This window comes from Streptomyces sp. SCSIO 30461 (genome assembly GCF_037023745.1).
In the GTDB taxonomy this organism is placed as follows: Bacteria; Actinomycetota; Actinomycetes; order Streptomycetales; family Streptomycetaceae; genus Streptomyces.
The window spans coordinates 2,790,411-2,813,412 of sequence record NZ_CP146101.1; the positions used below are offsets into that span (position 1 = coordinate 2,790,411).

At 70.0% G+C, this 23,002-nt stretch carries 17 protein-coding genes and 5 pseudogenes; 7 read left to right on the forward strand and 15 right to left on the reverse strand.

The features are described from left to right. Positions 1-23: 23 nt before the first annotated feature. From V1460_RS12230 to V1460_RS12250, 5 genes and pseudogenes are all read right to left on the reverse strand, one after another. A pseudogene (locus tag V1460_RS12230) lies at positions 24-575 on the reverse strand (GNAT family N-acetyltransferase); the annotation flags it as partial. 2 nt (positions 576-577) lie between these two features. Next, the gene (gene metG, locus V1460_RS12235; protein ID WP_338673771.1) at positions 578-2,302 is read right to left on the reverse strand and encodes a methionine--tRNA ligase; all 1,725 of its coding nucleotides are present in this window, start codon (positions 2,300-2,302) and stop codon (positions 578-580) included. A gap of 122 nt (positions 2,303-2,424) precedes the next feature. After that, positions 2,425-3,823: pseudogene (locus V1460_RS12240) on the reverse strand (ABC transporter ATP-binding protein); the annotation flags it as partial. 292 nt (positions 3,824-4,115) lie between these two features. Beyond that, positions 4,116-4,814, reverse strand: a complete 699-nt coding sequence (locus tag V1460_RS12245) for a response regulator transcription factor (protein ID WP_338673772.1) — start codon at positions 4,812-4,814, stop codon at positions 4,116-4,118. Beyond that, positions 4,811-6,115, reverse strand: a complete 1,305-nt coding sequence (locus V1460_RS12250) for a histidine kinase (RefSeq protein WP_338673773.1) — start codon at positions 6,113-6,115, stop codon at positions 4,811-4,813. The genes V1460_RS12245 and V1460_RS12250 overlap by 4 nt, the downstream gene beginning before the upstream one ends. Before the next feature lie 214 nt (positions 6,116-6,329). Between V1460_RS12250 and V1460_RS12255 the strand changes: the two genes are divergently transcribed. Further along, entirely contained in the window at positions 6,330-7,037 is a 708-nt protein-coding gene (locus V1460_RS12255) for an ABC transporter ATP-binding protein (RefSeq protein ID WP_338673774.1), read from the forward strand. Beyond that, positions 7,034-9,382, forward strand: coding sequence for an FtsX-like permease family protein (locus V1460_RS12260; protein ID WP_338673775.1), 2,349 nt, complete (start codon positions 7,034-7,036; stop codon positions 9,380-9,382). Before V1460_RS12255 ends, V1460_RS12260 begins: the two co-directional genes overlap by 4 nt. Positions 9,383-9,536: 154 nt before the next feature. Here V1460_RS12260 and V1460_RS12265 read toward each other — a convergent pair whose 3' ends face one another. The 3 genes from V1460_RS12265 to V1460_RS12275 all read right to left on the reverse strand — a co-directional run bounded on the left by V1460_RS12265 (position 9,537) and on the right by V1460_RS12275 (position 12,434). Then, positions 9,537-10,031, reverse strand: coding sequence for a hypothetical protein (locus V1460_RS12265; protein WP_338673776.1), 495 nt, complete (start codon positions 10,029-10,031; stop codon positions 9,537-9,539). A gap of 1 nt (position 10,032) precedes the next feature. After that, positions 10,033-12,141 carry an integrase gene (locus V1460_RS12270; RefSeq protein WP_338673777.1) on the reverse strand — a complete coding sequence of 703 codons (2,109 nt, stop codon included), beginning with the start codon at positions 12,139-12,141 and terminating at the stop codon, positions 10,033-10,035. A gap of 68 nt (positions 12,142-12,209) precedes the next feature. After that, a complete protein-coding gene (locus V1460_RS12275; protein WP_338673778.1) occupies positions 12,210-12,434 on the reverse strand; it encodes a hypothetical protein in 225 nt (74 codons plus the stop codon). 221 nt (positions 12,435-12,655) lie between these two features. On the opposite strand from V1460_RS12275, the pseudogene V1460_RS12280 reads away from it, so the two are divergent. Together V1460_RS12280 and V1460_RS12285 are read left to right on the forward strand one after the other, a co-directional pair. After that, a pseudogene (locus V1460_RS12280) lies at positions 12,656-12,925 on the forward strand (ATP-binding protein); the annotation flags it as partial. Positions 12,926-13,588: 663 nt separating this feature from the next. Continuing rightward, positions 13,589-15,376: a lysyl oxidase family protein gene (locus V1460_RS12285; protein ID WP_338678012.1), complete on the forward strand. Its 1,788-nt coding sequence runs from the start codon at positions 13,589-13,591 to the stop codon at positions 15,374-15,376. A gap of 198 nt (positions 15,377-15,574) precedes the next feature. Here the strand turns inward: V1460_RS12285 and V1460_RS12290 are convergent, their stop codons facing one another. Next, on the reverse strand, positions 15,575-15,982 hold the full coding sequence (locus V1460_RS12290) for a RidA family protein (protein ID WP_338673779.1): 408 nt from the start codon (positions 15,980-15,982) through the stop codon (positions 15,575-15,577). 144 nt (positions 15,983-16,126) lie between these two features. Here V1460_RS12290 and V1460_RS12295 point away from each other — a divergent pair, with 144 nt between their 5' ends. Beyond that, positions 16,127-16,513, forward strand: a complete 387-nt coding sequence (locus V1460_RS12295; protein WP_338673780.1) for a winged helix-turn-helix transcriptional regulator — start codon at positions 16,127-16,129, stop codon at positions 16,511-16,513. Between the two features lie 64 nt (positions 16,514-16,577). On the opposite strand, the gene V1460_RS12300 is transcribed toward V1460_RS12295, so the two are convergent. The 6 genes from V1460_RS12300 to V1460_RS12325 form a co-directional block, all read right to left on the reverse strand. Continuing rightward, positions 16,578-17,273, reverse strand: a complete 696-nt coding sequence (locus tag V1460_RS12300; protein WP_338673781.1) for a phosphonatase-like hydrolase — start codon at positions 17,271-17,273, stop codon at positions 16,578-16,580. Positions 17,274-17,277: 4 nt separating this feature from the next. Further along, positions 17,278-18,399: a TIGR03364 family FAD-dependent oxidoreductase gene (locus V1460_RS12305; protein ID WP_338673782.1), complete on the reverse strand. Its 1,122-nt coding sequence runs from the start codon at positions 18,397-18,399 to the stop codon at positions 17,278-17,280. A gap of 132 nt (positions 18,400-18,531) precedes the next feature. Further along, positions 18,532-19,296: a GntR family transcriptional regulator gene (locus V1460_RS12310; protein WP_338673783.1), complete on the reverse strand. Its 765-nt coding sequence runs from the start codon at positions 19,294-19,296 to the stop codon at positions 18,532-18,534. Between the two features lie 132 nt (positions 19,297-19,428). Continuing rightward, complete coding sequence (locus V1460_RS12315; protein WP_338673784.1) at positions 19,429-20,148, reverse strand: DUF305 domain-containing protein; 720 nt, start codon at positions 20,146-20,148, stop codon at positions 19,429-19,431. After that, the gene (locus V1460_RS12320) at positions 20,145-20,741 is read right to left on the reverse strand and encodes a DUF3105 domain-containing protein (protein WP_338673785.1); all 597 of its coding nucleotides are present in this window, start codon (positions 20,739-20,741) and stop codon (positions 20,145-20,147) included. The genes V1460_RS12315 and V1460_RS12320 overlap by 4 nt, the downstream gene beginning before the upstream one ends. Positions 20,742-21,028: 287 nt before the next feature. Beyond that, positions 21,029-21,925 carry a hypothetical protein gene (locus V1460_RS12325; protein WP_338673786.1) on the reverse strand — a complete coding sequence of 299 codons (897 nt, stop codon included), beginning with the start codon at positions 21,923-21,925 and terminating at the stop codon, positions 21,029-21,031. Between the two features lie 408 nt (positions 21,926-22,333). Here V1460_RS12325 and V1460_RS12330 point away from each other — a divergent pair. Continuing rightward, positions 22,334-22,655: pseudogene (locus tag V1460_RS12330) on the forward strand (YciI family protein). 102 nt (positions 22,656-22,757) lie between these two features. Continuing rightward, positions 22,758-22,956, forward strand: a pseudogene (locus tag V1460_RS12335) (RNA polymerase subunit sigma-24); the annotation flags it as partial. Between the last annotated feature and the right edge of the window lie 46 nt (positions 22,957-23,002).

Genomic DNA, 23,002 nt, shown 5'->3' on the forward strand with positions numbered 1-23,002 from the left:
GGCCAGGATCGGCATGGCGAGATCGCTCTGGCGAGCCGCCAGTCGGGTGCAAGCACCGACCAGATCTCCTCGTCGTGCCGCTTCCCCCGGTACAGGTAACTCTCGCGCAGGACACCGTCCTTGGTCATCCCGAGCCTGCGGGCCACCGCGATGCTGGGCGCGTTGTCCGGCGAGACCCACCATTCCACCCGGTGGACGCCCCGTACTTCCACGGCCCAGTCGATGACCAGCCGCGCCGCCCTGGTCACCAGGCCCTTCCCCACTGCCGACGGCTCCAGCCAGCAGCCTGCCTCGGCGGTGCGCTGCTCGATGTCCAACTTGCGCAGCAGAAAACCGCCGACGAGTGCGCCATCCGCCCAGATCCCGTGGATCCGCCCCGAGTCGGCCGCGGTCCTCTCCGCGTACGCCCGCAGGAAGGCTCCGTTCGACTCCAGGTCCTGTACGGCATCGGGCAGGCCGTTGTACTGCCCGATGAACTCCCGTCCGCGGTCGATGTGGGTGAGGAACTCCTCCGCCTGCCACGGCTCCAGCGGGCGCAGCTCGGCCCCGTCGTCACCGAGGGGAACGGAGTACACCGTCAGGCGCCTTCGGCGCCGCCGAAGCGGGCGCGGTAGGACTCCAGATCCTCCTCCGTGATCTTCGCGAACAGCACCGGCGGGACGGTGAAGGCGGTCCCGGACGGGACACCGTCCAGGGCCCTCGCCTGCTCGGGGCTCACCCAGGTCGCGGTGTCCGCCTCCAGTGCGAAGGATCCCCGCATGGCCGCTGCCGTGGCCGGGATGAACGGCTCGGAGACCACCGCGTACAAGTGGATCAGGTTCATCGCCGTACGCAGTGTCAGTGCGGCCCCGTCCGGATCGGTCTTGATCTCCAGCCAGGGGGCCTTCTCCTCCAGGTAGGAGTTGCCCGCGGACCACAGGGCACGCAGTGCCGAAGCGGCCTTGCGGAACTGCAGCGCCTCCAACTGCTCCTCGTATTCGGCGAGCAGCCGCGCGATCTCCTCGCCCAGTTTCGCTTCCGCCGCAGCGGCGTCGTGCCCGGACGGGACCTCGTCGCCGAACCGCTTGCGCGAGAACGACAGCACGCGGTTGACGAAGTTGCCCAGGGTGTCGGCCAGGTCCTTGTTCACCGTGGCGGTGAAATGCTCCCAGGTGAAGGAGGAGTCGTCGGACTCCGGGGCGTTGGCGATCAGGAAGTAGCGCCAGTAGTCGGCGGGGAGTACTTCGAGGGCCGCGTCCGTGAAGACACCGCGCTGCTGTGAGGTGGAGAACTTGCCGCCGTAGTACGTCAGCCAGTTGAAGCCCTTGACGACGTCGACCTTCTTCCACGGCTCGCGCACACCGAGCTCGGTGGCAGGGAACATCACCGTGTGGAAGGGGACGTTGTCCTTCGCCATGAACTGGGTGTAGCGGACGGTGTCGTCCGCCTCGTGCCACCACGACTTCCAGTCACGGGTTTCGCCGTCCTGGGCCGCGTCCGCCCACTCCTTCGTCGCGCCGATGTACTCGATCGGGGCGTCGAACCAGACGTAGAAGACCTTGCCTTCGGCGGCCAGCTCAGGCCAGGTGTCGGCCGGTACCGGGACGCCCCAGTCCAGGTCGCGGGTGATCGCGCGGTCGTGCAGGCCCTCGGTCAGCCACTTGCGGGCGATGGACGAGGAGAGCTGCGGCCACTGCTCCTCATGCCGGGCGACCCACTCCTCTACCTCGTGCTGGAGCTTGGACTGGAGCAGGAACAGGTGCTTGGTCTCGCGCACCTCCAGCTCCGTGGAGCCGCTGATCGCAGAGCGCGGGTCGATCAGGTCCGTCGGGTCGAGGACCCTGGTGCAGTTCTCGCACTGGTCGCCGCGTGCCTTGTCGTAGCCGCAGTGCGGACAGGTGCCCTCGACATAGCGGTCCGGCAGGAAGCGCCCGTCGACCGGCGAGTACACCTGGCGGATCGCACGCTCCTCGATGAACCCGTTCTCGTGGAGCCTGCGCGCGAAATGCTGGGTGATCTCCCTGTTCTGCTGCGAGGAACTGCGTCCGAAGTGGTCGAAGGCGAGCGCGAAGCCGTCGTACACGGCCTTCTGGGCGTCGTGGGCCTGTGCGCAGAACTCGTCGACGGAGAGCTCCGCCGTCTTGGCGGCGAGCTCGGCCGGGGTGCCGTGCTCGTCGGTGGCGCAGATGTAGAGCACGTCATGGCCGCGCTGACGCAGATAGCGGGAGTACACGTCCGCGGGAAGCATCGACCCGACCATGTTGCCCAGGTGCTTGATCCCGTTGATATAGGGAAGCGCGCTGGTGATCAGGTGTCGAGCCATCCTCGGATGCTCCATTTCATGGTCTGTGCGAAGGGTTGTCACGCGGAGTGACGGACTGGGTCGGGAAACCGCCGTCATCGTATCGAACCGCGGGTGCCGCCTTCCTGCGGGTTTTCCGGTACTCATGAGGGCTCGGGTGCCGGAGCCTGGTTCTGCGCCGGCCCCGGCCCCGGTGCCGGCACCGCGGCGGGGGGCCGTGCCGTCTCCGGGGCCGGCGCGTACTGCGCGGCCTGGGTACGGAACATCGCGGCATAGCGCCCGTCCGCCGCGATCAGCTCGGCGTGGCTGCCGGACTCCACCAGGCAACCCTGACTGAGCACATGGATGGTGTCGGCGTAGCGCACACCGGACATCCGGTGGGTGACCAGGACGACGGCGCGGTGCCGCCCTGCGAGACGGCGGATGCGGTCGAACGCCTCGATCTCCGCTTCCGGGTCCAGCGCCGACGTCGGCTCGTCCACGATCAGGATGCTGTCGGCCGCCCCCGTCGAAGCCCGCCAGTGGGTACGGGCCAGTCCGATCTTCTGCCATTCACCGCCCGAGAGCTCGGACGCCCCCCGGAACATCCGAGCCAGCAGGGTCGCAAGGCCTTGCGGCAGCTTCGCTATGAGGGAGCCCGCTCCCGCGTACTCCGCCGAGGGTTCCAGCTCCTCCGGGGAAGCCGCCCGCTCCGGGCGGCCGATCCGGATGTTCATGGCGGCAGTCATCGGCCAGCGCTGGAAGTCCTGGGTGAGCAGCGCCACCCGCCCGAACACCTGGGAGCGGTCGAGACAGGTCAGCTCCTGCCCGCCCCAGCGGACACTTCCGTCCTGCGGCAGCAGCAGTCCGGCCAGCACCTTCATCAGGGTGCTCTTGCCGGAGCCGTTCTCACCGACCACCGCGATCACGGCTCCCATCGGCACGGTCAGCGACACCCCGTCCAGTGCGGGTTCGACCCGGTCGGAATAGCGGTAGCTCACCTTGTCCAGCACCACATCGCCGACCCTGACGGACAGGTCGGCCCCGTCCCGGGGAATGGTGTGCCGGGCCGCCTCGCGCAGGAACCGGTCGTGGTCCTGGACGTACAGCGACTCCTCGTGCATCTCGTTGATGTTCATCACCAGCGCGCCGAGGCTCGCAGAGCCCGACCTGACGGCGATCACCGCCGTGCCGGCGACCGCGAGTTCCATGTGTCCGGCCAGGATCAGCCACGCCATCACCCCGTAGGTGAACGCCATCGCGACACCCGACAGAGCGGCGGCCACCAGCTCGGTCAGCGCCTTGTCGTTGGCGAGGCGCTTCTGCTCGGTCTCCGCGTTCTCGGCCATCTCCCGGTACCGGTCCAGCAGGAAGGGCCCCACGGCGTGGATGCGCACCTCCTGGGCCGCGTCGCGGTCCGTGAGCAGATTGCCGATCAGCCGACTGGCCCGTACATGCTCGACCCAGGCCATCACGGACACATAACGCTCCTGCGCGACCCGCATCGCCCCCCCAGCCCCGCGGCGCGGCGATCAGCAGCAGCATCGGCAACAAGGCCGGATTAGTCGTTGCAGGCGCTGTGTCCCACACAGGTCGTGTCGCATTACGGCAGGAGCGGGGCCTCGGTTCGTGTCGCGTTCCGAAGTGGCATCGTGTCCCTATCGGCCGACTTGCTGACGAAGGTTACACGGCAGGACAGCCTGCATCGCAGCTCGGCATCGTGCTGCCGACTGTGCCTGCCCCCCCGCACCGCGGCGAACGCGGACATCGGGCGACCGTTGTATGACCGCTCGGAGGCGCGAACTACCGTGACAGGCCCAGGTTCCGGCTGCTGATCCCAAGTCTCGGCTTCGGTCTACGTCTGCTCGGTGGACTGCTGGGCGGCCTCGCCTGCGCCGACGCTGACCAGGCCCGTCTCGTAGGCGACGATGACGGCCTGGACACGGTCACGGAGGCCGAGCTTGGCGAGGATGCGGGCGACGTGCGTCTTGACGGTCGCCTCGGCCAGGTGGAGGTGGGTGGCGAGTTCGGCGTTGCTCAGTCCTCGGGCCAGCAGGCTGAGGACCTCCAGTTCGCGTGGGGTGAGCGAGGCGAGGTCGCGATGGAGGGCGGCGGTGTCGCTGCCGCGCTGGGTGAACCTCTGTACGAGGCGGCGGGTGATGGCGGGCGCGAGGAGTGCGTCGCCGGTACGGACCGTGCGGACGGCCGCGGTCAGTTGCTCGGGGGTGACGTCCTTGAGGAGGAAGCCGCTGGCCCCGGCGGACAGCGCCGCATAGACGTATCGGTCGAGGTCGAAGGTGGTCAGAATGATGACGCGGGGTTTGTCGGGGGCGCCGGTGAGGATGCGGCGGGTGGCCTCCAGGCCGTCCATCTCGGGCATCCGGACGTCCATCAGGACCACGTCGGGACGTGTACGGCGGACCGCTTCGACCGCTTCGGCTCCGTTGGTCGCCTCGGCGACGACGTCGATGCCATCGGCCCTGAGGATCAACCGGAATCCGGTGCGGACCAGGGTCTGGTCGTCGGCGAGGAGCACACGCAGCGGCTCGGTCACGGTGTCTCCAAGGGGATCAGGGCCTCCACACGGTAGCCGCCGGTCAGGCGTCGGCCGACGTTCAGGGTTCCGTCGTAGACGGCGAGGCGCTCGCGCAGGCCGATCAGGCCCCGGCCGCTTCCGGCGCCCGCGCCCGGGTGTCCACCGGTGTCGGTGACTTCCACCCGGAGCCGTTCCGGCCCGTATTCGACGGTCACGGCGGCGGTGGCGCCGGACGCGTGCTTCACGGTGTTGGTCAGAGCTTCCTGGACCACACGGTAGGCGGCGAGTTCGAGGCCGGGCGGGAGGGGACGGGGCGGGCCGGTCACGGTCAGGCCGACGGGCAATCCGGTGTCCCGGACCCGTCCGACCAGCGTTTCCAGTTGGTCCAGGCCGGGCTGCGGGGTCAGCTCCGCCGCCGTATCGGCCAGGTCCGCACCTCCGTCCGTCCCCTCCCCTTCGTCGGCCATGGTGAGCAGTCCCATGACGTGGCGCAGCTCGGTCATGGCCGCCCGGCCGCCCGCCTCGACGGCTAGCAGCGCCTCGTCGGCCTCCTCGGGGGAGGTTTTCATGATCTTGCGGGCGGCGCCCGCCTGGATGATCATCACGCTGACGTTGTGCGTGACGACGTCGTGCAGTTCGCGGGCGATCCTGGCCCGCTCATGCTCGACGGCCCGGCGCAGCGCCTCGGCCTGTTCGCGTTCCAGGGCGGAGAGCCGGGTGCGGCCCTCGTCGGTTCGGAGTTTCCAGGTACGCAGGCCGATGGCGGCCACGGCCATCGGGACCAGGATCAGCAGGGCGATGTATTCGTTGGGGACGATCGGTGTCACCGAGTTCCCCGACGTGCCGACCAGGACGACCGACACCGCCAGCGCCGCCAGGGTCGCCACCCGGTACGGGCTGTACACGGCGGCGCTGTAGACGGCGATGATGAACGCGTAGAAGGTCAGCCGCAGAACGCTCTGCGGTGTCGCCAGCGTCGCGGCCGTCACGACGCACAGCACGGCGACCGGGTAGCGGCGGCGCAGCGCCAGGGCACCCGAGGCGATAACTGCGAGGGTCACCATGAAGGCCAGGCCGCTGGGGCCCGACGGGCGCGGTATGACGATCTCCACGCCGGGTGCGATCTCACGCACCACGACGTTATTGGCGTTGTCGATGCCGTAGTAGACGGTGGCGATACCGAGTGCCAGTGCCACCAGCGCGTCGAACTGCCGGGCGCGCAGGGTCGGCCGCAGTGGTGGACCGCTTGGAAGCCTGGCGTCGCGGACCGTCTGGCCAGCGGCTTCCCGCAGCCACTCCAGCGTCGTACGTGCGTCCATCACCGGATCATTGTCGCCGCCGCGCGAACCCGCGGAGTCCGTCCCGGCGGTCATTCCCACCGCACCGGGTACATCGCCCGCCTACATCGCAGGGATGACGTTTCCGGGGCTCATCCGAGTGCGGTACCGCAATGGGTTCGGGCGGGCGACGCGTGCGGGCCGGGCCCGCTCCTAGCGTTCACGCAGCCAACTGGCCGTACCCAAGGAGCCTTTCATGACCGTGCCGGTGATCGAACTGCGCGAGGTGAGCCGACGATACGACGACGGCCCGCCCGCCCTGCACGACGCGTCACTGACCGTGCAGTCCGGCGAGGCCGTCGCGATCCTCGGCCCTTCCGGCAGCGGCAAGTCCACGCTGCTCAATCTGATCGCGGGCCTGGACCGGCCCGATACGGGAACCGTCACCGTGGACGGGGTGCGGGTGGACCAGCTGCGCGAAGCCGGATCGGCGCTCTACCGGCGGTCGAAGATCGGCCTGGTCTTCCAGTTCTTCAATCTGCTCGACGATCTGACCGTCACCGACAACGTCGTCCTGCCCGCGCGCCTCGCCGGTATGGCACGTGGCGAGGCAGACCGCCGGACGGCGGAACTCCTGGAACTGCTGGGCATCGACCGGCACGCCCGCTCCTATCCGGGGCGACTGTCCGGCGGCGAGCGGCAGCGCGTCGCGGTGGCCCGGGCGTTGATGAACCGGCCGGCGCTTCTCCTGGCCGACGAGCCGACCGGGGCCTTGGACACGGCTGCAGGACAGGACGTCAGCAAGCTGCTCGCCGACCTCAATGCCGAGGGCCAGACCATCGTCGTGGTCACCCACGACCTGGCCCTGGCCCGGTCCTGCACGAACCATACGGTCCGGATCACCGACGGCCGGATCACCGAAGACGTCCGGTCGCGGGCCGCCGCCCCCGAGGCCGTCCGATGAGCGCACTCGGCAAGGTGGTGCGCTCGGGGGTGGGACGACGCCGGGTGCAGACGCTGGTGATCGGGCTCGCCACGATGATGGCGGTGGCCGCCTCCGTCCTCGGCGGATCGCTGCTCGTGGTTTCCGGCGCGCCCTTCGACGACGCATTCGCCCAGCAGCACGGCGCGCATCTGTCCGTGCAGTTCGACGCGGACAAGGTGAGCGCCGGGCAGCTGTCGAGATCCAAGGACGCCGAAGGGGTGAGTGATGCGGCCGGGCCGTTCCGTACGGTGACGGTCACCCCGCAGTCGGACGGGGCGGGCCCCGGGTGGCCGATGACCGTGGTTGGCCGGGGCAATCCCGGCCGGAATGTGGACGAGGTGGCGCTGCTCGACGGGCGGTGGCCCACGCGCTCCGGCGAGATCGTGCTGTCCGCCGACTCCTCGCTCTTCCCGACCCTGGGGATGAAGATCACTTTCCCCGAGCTGTCCGGCGGTCCGACACTGACGGTGGTCGGTGTGGCCCGCTCGGTCACGCAGACCGCTGACGCCTGGGTGGTTCCGTCCCAGATGCCGGCGCTCACCGCGCCCGGTAGCGGCGGCTACCAGATGCTCTACCGCTTCACCGACGCGGGCACCGTCGCTCAGATCACCGCGGGCGGCAAGGCAGTGACTAAAACCCTGCCGCCAGGAACGGCCGTCGGTGAACAGTCATGGCTCACCGTCAAGGAGACCGCCGAGCGCGACACCGCCGTCTACGTCCCGTTCCTCATCGCGTTCGGCGCTCTGGGCCTGGTCATGTCGGTGCTCATCGTCGGCAACGTCGTCGCCTCGGCCGTCGGCACGGGAACGCGCCGCATCGGCATCCTCAAGGCCGTCGGCTTCACCCCGTTCCAGGTCGTGCGGGCCTACGTGGGCCAGGCGCTGATCCCGGCCGCCGTCGGCACGGCTCTCGGTGTCCTCGCCGGTCACCTGCTCGCCGTCCCCGTACTGGCCGAGACCGAGGAGGTCTACGGCACCTCCTCCCTTGCCATCACCCCCTGGGTCGACCTGGCGGTGATCGCCGGGGTGCTCGGCCTGGTGGCGGCGACCGCGTGCGCGAGTGCCTGGCGGGCCGGGCGGCTGCGTACGGTCGATGCGCTCGCCGTCGGGTGTTCCGCTTCGGCGGGGCTCGGCCGGTGGGCGGCCCGCTTGGCCGGACGCCTGCCGTTGCCGCAGCCGGTCGCCCTGGGCCTGGCCCGGCCCTTCGCTCGGCCCGCCCGCGCGCTGGCCATGGGCACCGTCATCCTGTTCGGCGCCATCGCCGTTACGTTCACCGTGGGGATGGGCGCCTCGCTCGGCCAGGTGATGAAAGCCAGGGCCCACGACGCGGCCGATGTCGTCGTGCCCGCGCCCTTGCCGGACTTCGGCCCTCAAGGCGCTGGCCCCGAGAAGCAGCCCGAGGCCGATCCCGCTGCGGTCGCCGCGGCCATCGAGGCCGCCGCCGGGACCGGGAAGTACTACAGTGCCGCGACGGTACGGGCGACCGTGTCCGGCCTGACCGGCACCATCGACGTGAACGCCTTCACCGGCGACGCCTCCTGGGGCGGCTACACGATGGTCTCGGGCCGCTGGATCGACAGGCCCGGCGAGGCCGTGGTCCCGACCCCCTTCCTGGCCGCCACCGGCACCCGCATCGGCGACACCGTCACCCTGAACGGCCTGGCCGAGCCGGTCATGGTCCGGATCGTCGGCGAGGTCCTCGACCCCCGCAACGACGGCATGCAGGTCTTCACCGACGCCTCGACCCTCACGGCCGCACATCCCGACCTGACGGAGACGAGCCATCACATCGCGGTCACATCAGGCACCGATGTCTCCGCCTACGTCGACACTCTGAACAAGGATCTGGCACCGCTGGGTGTCACCGCCCGAGCCGGCGGGCTCGACGCCGGGAGCGACATGGTCGTCACGCTCAACGCGCTGTCCGCGATCCTCACGCTGATGCTCGTCGCCGTCGCCGCGCTCGGCGTACTCAACGGCGTGCTGCTCGACACCCGCGAGCGCGTCCGGGAGATCGGTGTCCACAAGGCGCTCGGCATGACCCCCCGGCAGACCATCGCGATGGTCCTCACCTCGGTCGTCGTGACCGGACTGGTCGCCGGCACTCTGGGCGTGCCGCTGGGTGTGGCCCTGCACGGCTGGGTCATCCCCGCGATGGGCGACAGCGTGGGGCTCCGCCTTCCCGGTTCCGTCATCGCCGTCTACCACGGAGCTGAACTGTTCCCGCTCGCACTCGGCGGCCTGCTCATCGCCACCCTGGGCGCGCTCCTGCCCGCCGGCTGGGCCGCCAGGGCTCGAACCGCCGCGGCCCTGCGCACCGAATAGGAGGTCAGGGTCAGAGGTCGTGCCTCCGACCCCCACCGCAAGGAGCGGTGGGGGTCGGTTGGCTACCGGCCTTCATCAAGGAGGTGAGCGTGTACGACCAGCAGAGACGGGTGGAAGGGACAAGCCATGGGCCCAGCTTTTCCGCCCGTCGGTGTCAACTGCACGAGCCGAAGGGGGCGGTGCTGCTCGGGGCGGGCAGTGGGCGCACTTTGTGATTGGCTGCCGCCTGCTTGCGCAGACGTTCGATCTCGTCGTGTTGGGCGGCCAGCCGAGAGATCGCCAAGGTCTTGAAATCGGTCAATTCCGCCAGCTGCTCGTCGCGGGCGCCGATTCGCCTCCTCAGCTCGGCGTTCTCCTTCTTGAGCCGATCGATCTGCGCGACTCGGGGATCGAGGATCTCTCCGGCGTCCCGAAGCTCCCTGAGTCGCCGTTCGAACTCCTCGGCGAGATGCTGGTAGGCGCCAGGCCTGGTGGTGCCATCGCGGTTCGTTTTGGGATAGAAGCCGGTGCGGGTCACCCCGGCCAGGGTGGCGAGGGTCTTGAGGTCCGCCCTTCCGCCGGGCGGCAGGCTCCCGCTCAAGATCCGCTCCATAGCAGCCCGGATCGCGGCCTCGTTACGGGTCTTGGTCTCCTCGGTGAGCCGGGCCATCTCAGTCCTCTCCAACGGACGCGGCCTGCGCGGCGTCGATCTCGGCGACGACCCGCAGGGCGCGATCGCGCTCGGGTACCAGCCGTGCTTTCTCGCCCTTGGCCACCCGAGGGCTCTCGATGAACACATCAATCGCGGTGGCCTGTCCGGCCCAGACGGGACGGTGGCAGGGGTGGTGGGTGGCCTGGGGGCAGCGAGCCGAGTCGCACATGCCGACGAGCGGCTTGGTCGCATTCGGCGTGCCGGCCAGGCGCAGGCACAGGGCCTTCGAGGGGTCACGGAACCAGCAGAAGTTGGCAGGCCCGACGTGGAGCGTTTTGGCCTGTTTCCGCAGGAGATTCTCCAGGTGACGGTCGTCCTTGAGGACCTTCGGGTCTGTGCCGGCCGCGTCCTTCAGCTGGGCATCCACGTGGTGGAATGCCTCGATCAGGCCGCGTGCACCGGGACCGGCGGGCATACGGCCTGCTTGGACATCGCGGAATGCCTGCACCGTCAGCTGCACGTGATGGGCTTCCTCGGCCTCCTCGATCTCGGCATGGAACAGTCGCTGGGATCCGCCGGGGCGAGCGGCATAGCCTTCCGTGGTGGCCACCGAGATGTGCTTGAGGGCGATCTTCGCCGCCAGCAGACCTCCCGGACGCTCCGCGATAGCCAGGGACAGCGTCCGTCGCAGCATCCTGGCGTTGAGCGGGCCTTGGGGAAGGACCGGGAGTCCCCAGCGCTCCCGATTGCCGGTTCGCTCCAGCCAGCCACGCAGGTTCTTCAACCGGCCGGCCAGGTCGATGGTGCCGAACAGTGCCTCACCGGCGGGCCGGTTCACCAGGCGTTCGGCGAGGGCCACAGCCCGGTCCACCTGCTCGATGACCACCCACTCGTCGGGGACTCCCCCGAACTTCTGCCCTTTGATCAGGCGGCTGGCGAGCCGGAACCGGCGGCCACCCCCGGGCGTCGCGACAGCAGGGAGCCGGCATCCTGCCTCGATTTCCAGGAGTTCGCTGGTCCGCATCCCGCTGAGCGCGCAGGTCACCACCAGGCAGGCAGTTACCGCATGGTCGGCCATGAAGACGAGATCGCCCTCGGCCAACGGCGATGTCCACGGAATCAGTTCGCCGTCCACCAGGCGCGGGATGGCTGCGGCCTGCCGGGCCAGCGGCGGCTCGAAGCCGACCTCGGCGGCCAGCGTGATCAGCTCCGGGATCATTCGCCGACGCGCGTCGTCTCCGAATCTGCGGGCGCCGACGGTCCGGGCGAGTGCTTCCCACCCCAGGCGCTTCAGAGGGCCCTCCTGTTCCAGCGTGGACCGCTTCCGCAGTTGAACATCATCAACGGCGGGCAGCGGTTCGCCATCGGCCCGCATGAGGGCCAGGATCTGCCGCAGAGCGGGAAGGTGCGCCAGGGTGATGCTGCCCGACGCCGTGGTGTCCGCTCGGGAGGTGCGCGCCGTGTCCATCAGGTCTGCCAGATGCGGCCCCACTTCATTGACGAAGTACAGGCAGGTGGCCAACAGCGGCTGCAGCATGGAGTCCGGCACGGGTGGTGTGAGGTTCGGCCCCTTCGACTTGTAGCCGACGACCTGGGTGGCGGTCTTCCCCCTCCACGGGACAAACCCGGTTTCGTAGCTGTCACTGGACAGCAGCTCCTTGTACTGGGCGATCAGTTTGAGGATCCGGACATGCGCCACGGTTGAGTACGGTTCGAGACGTCGCCTCGGCCGCCCGCGGACCGGGACGCTCCACGAGTAGTGCTCCAGGTATCGTTCGCACATCTCCTGCGTGACATCCTCCAGAGCCGTGATCCCCTGCTTGGTGAGCCAGTTGAACCACTCGGTGTATCGCTGCAGGAAGTTGAAACAGGTCCGGGGAGAACGGGCGGCCCGCAGCGCATGCGAGCACTCCAGCACCGCCTCGTACTGCGGGGCCAGCATCGCCAGCAGGATCTCCTTGGCCACGACCCTCCATCGCGGATTGGCGATCCAGGTGAAGTTCCAGATTTGTTCGTGGTCGGACATCATCCGGTGTGCGTCCGCGAGGCCGGAGAACACCCAACGGTCCTGCTCGAACCGCGGGCGTGATGCGCCATCGACCAGCCGCAGCCCGGCGATCTCACACACATCACTCTGGGCGAAGACCGAGGATGGCCCACGGTGACGAGAGAGGTGTCCAGGTACGGGATGGGACGTCACAGTGTGGCCTCCTCGGGCCTCAGCGGGAGATCAGTGTCGTCGTCCGCCACCTCGCGTTCTCCCTTTACCTTGGCCTCGGCGGAGAGCTTCGGCAGGATCTCGTTGCCCAGACGGTCGGCGTACGGACCGAAGACCCGGACGAAGTTCTCCGTGGGCATCTGCCGGAACTGCCGCGCGAAGAAGGCGTTCAGCCGCAGCAGGTTCGCCGCATGACGTGGCAAGAACACCGCCAGCGGGCACAGGAGACACACCCACGGCCGGGCCGGACACGGTTGCCCGGCCGGACCGTGGACCCCGGCCAGTTGATCGGCGCCGTCGAACTCGCCCAGCCACGCGATCTGCCCGGCTTCGACGACGGAGTCGCGCTGCCCGCCGTGAGCCCAAGGCTCGCGGTGGGCCGGGGGCCGGTGTGTGCGAGACGCCGGTCAGGGAGTGAGCGCACGTGGTGGTCGACTTCCCGTTCCCCGGCACGGAGCAGCGGCCGGCCCTGTGGCGCCACAGCCTCGCCCGGGTGCCCTGCGCCGGCGACACGGACCCGGAGCAGTGCGCCAAGGGCTTCGAGCTCGCCGGGGGATCGATCCGCAGCGCCGTCGTCACCGACGCGTATGCGGTGGCCGGACGCGGTGAGTTGGTCACCACCGCCGATCTGCTGGAAGGCGCCCGCCGTGAATACCGCAAGGCGGGGCGGCTGGTGCCGGGCGAGGGCAGTTGGCAGCGGCTCCCGCCCGGCAGCCCGCGGACGGGCCGGCCACCCGGCGACCGGTCCACTCGGCTACTCGACACGCCACTTCCGGTTCGACTGTCCGTCGCACGTCCACAGCACGAGCTTCGTCCCGTCCTCGATGCCCCGGTCGAACGCGTCCACCCGTGGAGGCAGCTCGCCAGCAGCCCGACTGGGCCGCACCGACCGCCGACCGGGCGCGGGGCCGACCGACGAGACATCCGGTCGGCAGCCGGCCCGGTGGCCGGGGGATGCCCGCGAAGTCGCGCAATTGTGCCCCGGGCCGGGTACGTGGGTTCGTTCGGCGCGGAGGCGCGGAGGCGCGGAGGCACGGAGGCGCGGAGGCACGGCGGGTGTGAAGGCCCGGCGGCCGCGCGGGTGATGGCCCCTCCGCTTCCACCGCGGCCGACGGTCCCGGATGGGGCGCACTGCTGGTGGCAGCAGTCGGTTTTCCACCACGGCGGCGCTATTCGGCCAACATTCCGAAGAGTTCGGCTGTCCGGACAACCTGGTACGCGGCCTCCTCCTCTCCTCGCACGGGCGCAGCGGGAGCCGCTCCTCGCACCGGTCGGGCGGTCGAACCGTCCTCACCTGTCGTGCCGGGCGGCCCGCTGTCCGCTCCCTTCCCACAGCACCCGGAGGACGAGGGAACCGATGACCACCACGCGCACCACCCGGCTGCGGCGTCCGCTGCTCGCCGGTACCACGGCTGTAGCGGCCATAGCCGTGACGGCCGGTCTGATAGCGGCCGCACCTGACGAGGCCACGGCCGCGACCGGGCCCAAGCTGAATCTCATCGCGGCGACCGACTCGGTCACGCTCACTTCCTGGAAAGAGGAGCCGGGTGTCTACCTGGATCTGGGCACCTACCTCACCGCGGAGGGAAGACCGCTGGAGCTGAAGGTGACACGGAAGTCCTACAAGGACCCGGTGACCATCACCCAGACCGTGTACGAGGGCGGTAAGGCCAAGACCAAGACCCTGCCCAAGGGCACCGTGAAGGACTTCTCCGGGCTGCCCGGCTTCGCGGAGGTCACCATCACCGACAAGGCCGGAAAGAAGGTCGTCAGCCGGAAGGAGAACTTCTGCCCGAACAACGCGAGCGGGCGGGTCCGTCCCGATGCGCCCTCCACCTCGAAGTATCCGGAGAGCTGCCCCACCAACGCCTTCACCCTCGGTTCCGTGTGGGGCATCGAGAAGGGGTGGGCGGCCAACACCTATGCCGGCTCCTACACCCAGCCGGTGAAGCTCGCCGCGGGCACGTACACGGCCAAGATCAGGGTCGCGAAGAAGTACCGGGACCTCTTCGGTATCGCCGACAAGCCGGCGACGGTGAAGGTCACCGTCCAGGAGCGCAGTTGGGAGGAACCGGGCGGGCCTGCCGGCCGATCGGCCGCCACCGGTGAGCACTCCGGTCACGGCGCCGCCTCCCAGACTCACTCCGGTCACTCCGGTCACGGCGCCGCCCCCCAGGCCCCGGCCGGTCACTCCGGTCACGGGCCTGGGCACGCTCCGACCCGCGCTCAGGCAGCCGCGCCGGTGACCAGCGGCGCCGGTCCTTCCTACAACGTCGGCCACGGGCCGCTGAAGGCAGCGCCGCCGGCACTGCCGTGGGCGCTGAAGAAACTGCAGGTCACGCGTGCCGGCATGCGCGCCGGTGACGCGGCCGGACAGACCGACGGCTCACGCAAGGCGCCCGCCGTCAAGCCGCAGTCCAAGCGGCCCACCGGCAAGCCCTCCGTCCCTGACGTCCCCAAGCCCGACCTGCGCTCGCTGCCGGCCTACGGCATCACCATCAGCGACGGTGACCAGAACATCCCGGGCAGGGACTACCTCGCCTTCAGCGCCAATGTGTGGAACGCCGGCCCGGCTCAGCTCGTGGTGGACGGCTTCCGCTCGCCCGGGAAGGCCAAGATGGACGCCTTCCAGTACTTCTACGACGCCAGGGGCAAGCAGGTCGGCTACACCCCGACCGGCACCATGGAGTGGGACCCGCGTCCCGGCCATGTGCACTGGCACTTCACCGACTTCGCCAGCTACCGGCTGCTGAAGGCCGACAAGAAGGAAGCGGTGCGCAGCGGCAAGGAGGCATTCTGCCTGGCCAACACCGACGCCGTCGACTACACGGTGAAGAACGCCAACTGGCACCCCTACAACACCGACTTGGCCACCGCCTGCGGTCAGGAGAACTCCATCTCCGTCCGCGAGGTGCTGGACGTCGGCTCCGGTGACACCTACACGCAGGACCTGCCGGGTCAGTCGTTCGACATCACGGACGTGCCCAACGGCACCTACTACATCCAGGTGCTGGCCAACCCGGCCAAGCGCCTCAAGGAGACCAACCTCGACAACAACAGTGCCCTGCGCAAGGTCGTCCTCGGTGGCGAGCCCGGCAAGCGGACCGTGACGGTCCCCCCGCACGACCTTGTCGACGCCAACTGAGCACATCACCAAGAGGGTTGTGGTAGGACCACCGTGTCCGCCGAAAGGGCGCGGTGTGTGAGCCGCCTTCCGAGGCAGCGGGACGCAGGGAGTCCGGTCCTCACCTGAGGGAGCGGGTGGCACAGCGGGCGCTGTGCCACCCGTTCTTGTGTTGTGCCGCCACGCGAGCGCGGGCGACCTCGATCGGATGGCGCCTGTTCAGCCGAGGACCGCGGTCGCTTCGACCTCGACCAGGTGCTCGGGCACGTCCAGCGCGGCGACGCCGAGCAGGGTCGCCGGGGGCGCGGCGGTGGTCCCGAGCTTGGCGAGCGCCCGGGTGACGCCTTCCATGAGCAGAGGCATCTTCTCGGGGGTCCAGTCGACGACATGCACGTTCAGTTTCGCCACGTCGTCGAAGGACGCGCCGACCTCTGCCAGGGCGGTGGCGACGTTGAGGTAGCACTGCTCGACCTGTGCGGCGAGGTCGCCTTCGCCGACCGTGGCTCCTTCGGTGTCCCAGGCGACCTGCCCGGCGATGAAGACCAGCCTCGAACCGGTCGCTATCGCCACCTGTCGGTAGGCGTCGATCTTGGGCAGTCCGCTGGGGTCCACCAGGGTGATGGGCATGCTGTCGTCTCCTCGTCTCATGAGAGCACACGGGCCGGCTTCCGGCAGTCGTGCGGAAGCCTTGGTCTCTTCCGGTTACTCGGAAACCGTAGGAGACTGAGCACTGACGTGGAAGAACGCACTTTTCAGTGACTGGGGTACCTCATGGTGACCAAGCAGTTCAGCGGCTCGGACGAGGACGCCGACCTCACGCGGGCGGACTCGTTGGCGCGGGAGATCTTCTCGGACGTCGCCAACAAGTGGGCGATGCTGATCATCGAAACCCTGGGCGAAAGCACACTGCGCTTCAGCGAGGTCCGGGATGGCATCCAGGGCATCAGCCACAAGATGCTCACCCAGAACCTGCGCATGCTGGAGCGCAACGGTCTGGTCGACAGGAAGGTGCATCCCACGGTTCCGCCGCGGGTCGAGTACACGCTGACCGAACCGGGCCGGGCGCTGCGTGTGACGATCGACGGACTGTGCGACTGGACCCACCGGTTCCTCGGGGAGATCGAAGCCTCCCGCCGTCACTTCGACACAAGCCGGTGAAGGCGTGTGCGCGATGCCGCCCGAGAGGGCGGATCGGTGCCCGGCGTCCCATGGACGGAAGACCCTACCTCGCGCTCTCCTTGAGCAGTGCGGGGAGTTCGGCGACCGAGGGCAGGACGTGGGTGGCGCCGTGCGCCGTGAGGGCCTCCGTGCTGTGGGCGCCGGTGAGCACACCGGCCACGAGCCCGGCGCCGGAGCGGACGCCGCTGAGCATGTCGTAGGACGTGTCGCCGGCGACCACGACCTGCCGGACGTGATCGACAGCGCCGGTGCGCAGGAAGGCGGCCAGCACCATGTCGGGGTAGGGGCGACCCCGGCCGCCCGCGTCGGCGGGGCAGAGGGTGAGGGTGACCAGTTCGCGCCAGCCGAGGACATCGAGGATGGCGTCCTGGGTGACCCGGGCGAAGCCGGTGGTGAGGACGACCGTCCTGCCCTGATCACGAAGGGCCGCGATGGCTTCGGCGGCACCGGGGACGGGCGTGATGCGGCCCTGGGAGACCAGCTCTCCGTATGCCTCCTCGAAGGCGCGGTTGGCCTGTTGGGCCCGCTCCTCGTCGCCGCCGAACAGGTGCCGGAATACGGTGATCTTGGACTCGCCCATGGTGGCGCGGACATGGCCGATCATCCCTGCCGGGTCCTCGCCGAGGCGTTCCGCGGCCGAGCTGAAGGCCAGCTCGACCAGCCCTCCGTCGGCGACGGTGGTGCCGGCCATGTCGAGGACGACGAGGTCGAGTGGGTGGGTGGTCGTGTGCGTGCTCATGGGTTCACCAGCCCAGTTCGGTCGCAGTGGCTTCGGCGATGGCGGGGGAGCAGGTCATGCCGCGGCCGCCGGGCCCGGTCACCAGCCAGATGCCGTCGCGCACCTGCTGGCGGTGGACGACGCGGCTGGTGTCGGTGCACTGTGCGTACACGCCCGCCCAGCGGCGGCGGATGCGGGGCGGCGGGCGGCCGAGAAAGGACTGGACGACGCGAGCGAGATGCTCATAGGGGTCTTCGAGGGTGTCGAAGGCGAAGGGCTGCTCGTACTCGTGGGTGTCGCCGATGGTCAGTCCGCCGTCGAGGCGCTGGACCATCAGGAGCTGCATCCTGTGGGCGGCGGCAGTCGGGTCCTGCGGCTGCCCGGCGTTCAGGGCGTCGAGGGCGGGGGATCGGTACGCCGGGTAGTAGCGGAACGAGTCGGCATCGGCGACGGAGGTTGTCAGGGGTTCGCCGAGCGGGTCCGTCTGCATCATCTGGAGCCGCACCCGGCGCACCGGGACCTCCCCTGCGACCTCGCGGACCAGACCGGTGAGCGAGGCTCCGGTGCACAGTACGACGGCATCGCCGGTGTGGACGTCCCCGTGGTCGTCGCGGACCGCGTTCTCCCCCACGACGTCCCGCACCTCGCGGTGTGGGACGAAGGTGTACCGGCCACTGCTCAGGAGTGCTTGGCGCAGGGCGAGTTGGGCCGCACGGGGCTCGACCGCCGCGTCCCGCCCGCACCATAGGGCGGCGTCGAACGTGCCGCGCAGCGCCGGGTTGGCGGCCCGGGCTTCGGCGGCCGTGAGCAGTCGGTAGCCGCGGGCTCCGCCGTCCGCGCGGGAGACCGCGGCCTCGGCGACGGCGTGCTCCAATGCCCCGCGCACGGGTGTGAGCGATCCGGTCGCCCGGAAGCCGATCCCCGGGACGCGGGCGCCGATCGCCTCCCACAGCTCCCGGGCCCGCAGGGCGGTGTCGAGCTCCACGCCGCCTGCGCGTCCGCTGACCCAGATCTGTCCGAAGTTGCGGACCGAGGCCCCCCGCGCCTCCGCCTCGCGCTCGATGTGGACGACCTCATGGCCGCGTTCGGCGGCCTGCCAGGCGTGCATGGTGCCCACCACGCCGGCTCCTACGACGATCACCTTCATGGCATTCACGCTCCTGGTGCCCGGTGACTCTCTCCGATCCGCCGGGCATCCGGACGGTGAACGACCCGCCAAGCTTGGACCAGACCCGTTATCATCCTGTGATGATAACGGGTGGTTTGCGGGACCGACCGACTACTGGGGGCCCAGACGCGTGGTGAAGCTGAACCGGTCGCCCCGGTAGAGCGTGCGCACCCGTTCCAGGGGCCGTCCGGAAGTGTCTCGTGAGACGCGGTGCAGCAGCAGCATCGGCAACGCCGGCGGCGTGCCGATCAGCATGGCCTCGCGCGGTGTCGCCAGCACCGTCTCGATCCGCTCGTCCGCGTCGCCGACGGCGATTCCGAGCCGGTCGCGCAGATAGGCGTAGAACGACGAGTCCGGATCGAAGTCACTGTCCAGGCGCGGAACACGGCACTCCGCGACATAGGTGCTTTCCAGCCCCACCCGTTCGTCGTCGGCGCGCAGTACGCGCTCCATGTGCCAGACGGGCTCGCCGGGTTTCGTGTCGACCTCGGGTGCGAGCGCCTCCGAGCAGGGGAACCGCTCCAGTGAGACAAGGGTCCGACCCGGCCCGAGCCCCTGCCGGCGTACTCCCTCCGTGTAGCTCGCAAGCGCGAGCGGCTGTTCCAGCTTGGGCCCGGCGACCACAGTCCCGCGGCCCTTCCGGCGCAGCCGCCCCTCCAGGAGCAGCTCGCGCAGAGCCTGGCGCACGGTTTCCCGCGAGACCTCGTAGCCGACGGCGAGATCGCGCTCGGTCGGCAGCAGCCTCCCTTCCCCCAGCTCGTCCAAGAGCGCGGCGAGCTTCGCCTTCACCATGTAGTACTTCGGAATGCGGCCGTGCTCGGGGATGCCGGAGCGAACGGGGGCGCCGGGCTGGCTGGAACCACTGTGCTTCTCCACCCGGCGATCGTCGCAGACCGGTCTGTACGGTGCGTCTCCCGTGGGTGCCGAGCACGCCGCGGCGGGACGCCGCGGGAGTCGGCCCCACCGGAACGTCGGGGCTGACGCCTGGGCTCGGCCGCAGGACGGACGTCAGGGATGTCGTGCCGAGTTCCGCCGTGCCAGCATCTCTGCCATCGTCTCCGCCTCCGACCGCTGGGCGTCGAGCATCTTCCGGGCGAGGGCCTTCTCCTGCGGCACGGCGCACAGGTCCGCGCAGCCCCGTGCCATCGCGAGCCCGCCCTGGTGGTGGGCGGTCATCATCCGCAGGAAGAGCACCTCGGCCTGCTCCCCGCTCGCCGTCGCCAATCGTCGGAGATCCGCCCGGGTCGCCATGCCGGGCATCAGCGATCCGGCACGGTGCCGATGACCACCACGATCGTCGTTCTCCCCATGACCGCTGTCGCCCGCACTGCTGCCGGAAGCCGTCATCCAGGCCATGGGTGCCGTTCCGGGCGCGGCCTTCGGCAGCCCCCACAGGTCGAGCCACCCCAGCAGCATGCCGCGCTGGTTGGCCTGGGTGTTGGCGATGTCATAGGCGAGCCGCCGTACTTCTTCGTCCCGGGTGAGGTCGCGGACGACGAAGGACATCTCCACCGCCTGCTGGTGGTGGACGGCCATGTCCCGGGCGAATCCCGCATCGGGCGAGTCCGGCGCGGGGGCGGCCACCGGGCCGCCGTGCCCGGTCGGGTGACGCTCGTCGTCCGTGGCCGTGGAAGCGACCCCGGCCGCGCCCGCGGACGCGAACAGCAGCACCGGCAGGGCGCAGGCCGTGGCGGCGAGCCCGCGAGCCCTCGTCCAGGTCCGCTTCACCCGCTCAGCCCGCCCGTGCACGTGGCACCCGGCTCGGGCGTCTGCGGGCCCTGCACGTATGTGGTGAGGAACCGGTCCACCCGCGGGTCGTCCGCGCTGCCGACCGCCAGTTGCCTGCCCCAGGCGGTCAGCATGATGACCCCGGTCTGGTCGTGGACCGGACTCATCATCGTGTACGGCGTCCTGCCGACCTTCTCCCCGAGCTTGCGCACCTCGGCCGCCGGGGCCCTGTCGTTGTACGTCACCCACACCGCGCCGTGCTCCAGTGAGTGCACGGCGTTCACATCGGGGACCGGCTCGTCGTAGACGTCGCCGTCGCAGTTCATCCACACCGGGTGGTGGTCACCCCCGACCGGAGGCTTCATCGGGTACCTCACCGCCGTGGTGACGTGCCCGCGCCCGAGCTTTTCGGAGTCCCAGGTCTTCTCACCTCTGATGATCGGCTCGTCGATCACGGCATGAGGGCTGCTCGCCGAGGTGACTTGGGCCGCCGTCGTCGTCTCCGCGGGGGCGGCACGTGACGGGAGGGCGAGTGACGCTGCGAGTCCTGCCACGGCCGTACCCGCGACCAGCGGGCTGATGACGAATCGCATGCTCATCTCCATGTGCGTCTTGGTTCGTGGACCTGGCGAACAGGCCGCCCCCGACGCTAGCGATCTTCGGCCGGTGCTCCCGGGAAGGCTCCCCTGCGCTCACTCGAAGGAGCGGTCACGTCCTGGCCCCGCACCTCGGGGCACCCGCAGTGCCCGGCGGGCGCGGCGTCCACGACGATGGTCTCGGAGAAGACGGGGGAACCGCGCGGCCGCCGACGCCACAGCGCGAAGGCCGCCTCCCGTAGTTCGCCGCCGACCGTGAAGCGTGAGGCAGCGCACCCACGTTGTCAGCAGCCGGGTCCCCGACGGACGAACGGAGACGGTTGCCAGCGCAGGCGTACGCCGCTGGCCCGCGCGATCGCGCGCAGGTGCGGACCCGTGTTGCCGATGTACCAGATCGGCCGGTCCGCGTGCGGCCAGGCGTAGGCGGGGACTCCGTCGTCCAGCAGAGACATCAGCCGGGGCTGCCCCAGCGACATGGCGGAGAACGCGTAGAGCGCGGGCAGCCGCGGGGCGATCAGACCGTAGTCGAGCATGCGGGCGAGCGGGTGCTCGTCGAGGACGGTTTCCTCGACCGGCGCGCTCACCGGGTAGTCGGGCGGGAAGGACCGGCCGAGGTCGAGGAACATCTGGACGCTCCGGTGGCGCGGGTCGGCCAGCAGGGGACCCAACGGAGCCAGCGGGCCGAGCGCGAGTCCGGGGCGCACCAGCATCGCGTGCGTGAACAGGACACGGAGCAGCGCCACGTTCATCATGAACCGCTCCACCTGCTGTTCGGCCGCGGCCAGGTCCTCGTGCTCCAGGTAGCCCGCGACGATGCTGGCGTTGTGGGCGCGGTACCAGCGACCCGGTGAGGGCGCGCGGACGAACCTCACCCAGGACTCGACGCTTCGGGAACTTGCCGTGCCCGAGCCCCCGGCGCACAGCAGGTGGGCCTCGGTCTTGTCGCGCAGCAGGCGTTCGTTGACGGAGCGCCACCAAGGGCTGCCCGGCGGGTCGGCGGATTCCGGCGCGAGCACGCCGCGAGCCAGCGACCAGCGCGTGAAACTCAGCTCTGCATGGCCGTACCGGCGGCGAGGCCCTGTGGCGAGCCGATAGAACTCCCGCGCCAGCGCGTAGCGTCCGTCCGGGTCGTCCCGCACCTGCGCGACGCGCCGTCGCGCCTGTGATGCGGCGTCAGCCACGACTGCTCGATCGAATCGGCACCATGCGACCGCCTTCGCGGATCTGATCTCAAGACCGGCCTACGCCGAGCCGCCACGGCCCCGGCACGGAACACCGGCACGACCGTATCGCGACGCGGACGGCCTTCAGCAGATCGGGACCCGCGACGGCGCCACGCCCCGGACGGGACCGCCCGATCGCCACGGGCGGGGCGCCCGAGGACGCGAGCCGCCGCGTCCTACCGTGTCCGGATCACGCGGCACGTCGGCCCGGTCGCGTCCCGTCACCAGGTGTGCCGACGGGTGTCCGGGAGCCATCCACGAGAAGGCGGGAAAACGTCGGCCGGTGATGTCGAGAACCCGCGCCCGGCTCCGGCCCCGTGGTGAACGCAACCACAACGGGTCGCACGAGTGCCGAGGTGAAACACGATGGCCAAGTACTTGCCGCTGAAGCACTACCGGGGCGCCCCGGCTGGAGAAGACGGGCGAGTTCGTCGACGGTCAGGCGCTCGCCCCTGAGGGAGCGTGGGTCCGCTACGACGGTGAGGGGCGCCCCCCGGTGACCGACGGACCGTTCGCGGAGACCGAGGACCTCAACGCCGGTCGGATGGTCATCGACGTCGACAGCTACGAGCGCGCCGTCGAGCTGGCCGAGGAACTCTCCGCCGCCCCTGGAGCGGGTGGCAAGCCGATCCACGAGTGGCTGGAGGTACGCCCGTTCCTGGCCGTGCCGCCCACCATCGCCGAGTGACGTCAGCGATGGACGAGGCCCTGCTCAGGAGCCTCAGCCGAGTGTGCTCCCCGTCCTCGCCCGCCGCGAAGCCGGCTTCGCGGCGGGCGAGGACGCCGTCCCGCCATCGCGGCACTCCACGCCGACGCGCCAACCACGCAGGAGACCGACTGGGTGCAGATCGTCGAGTGGTACGACGAACCCGCGCGCCTGACCGACAGCCCGTTCGTCCGGCTCAACCGTGCCGTCGCCGTCGGTGAAGCCGAAGGACCCCCGCGGGCCGGCGGCGCTCGCGGCACTTGACGCCTCACCGCGTGGCGCGCGGAACGGGGGAACCGACGCTGCTGGGCTGTTGCGGAAGCAAAGGC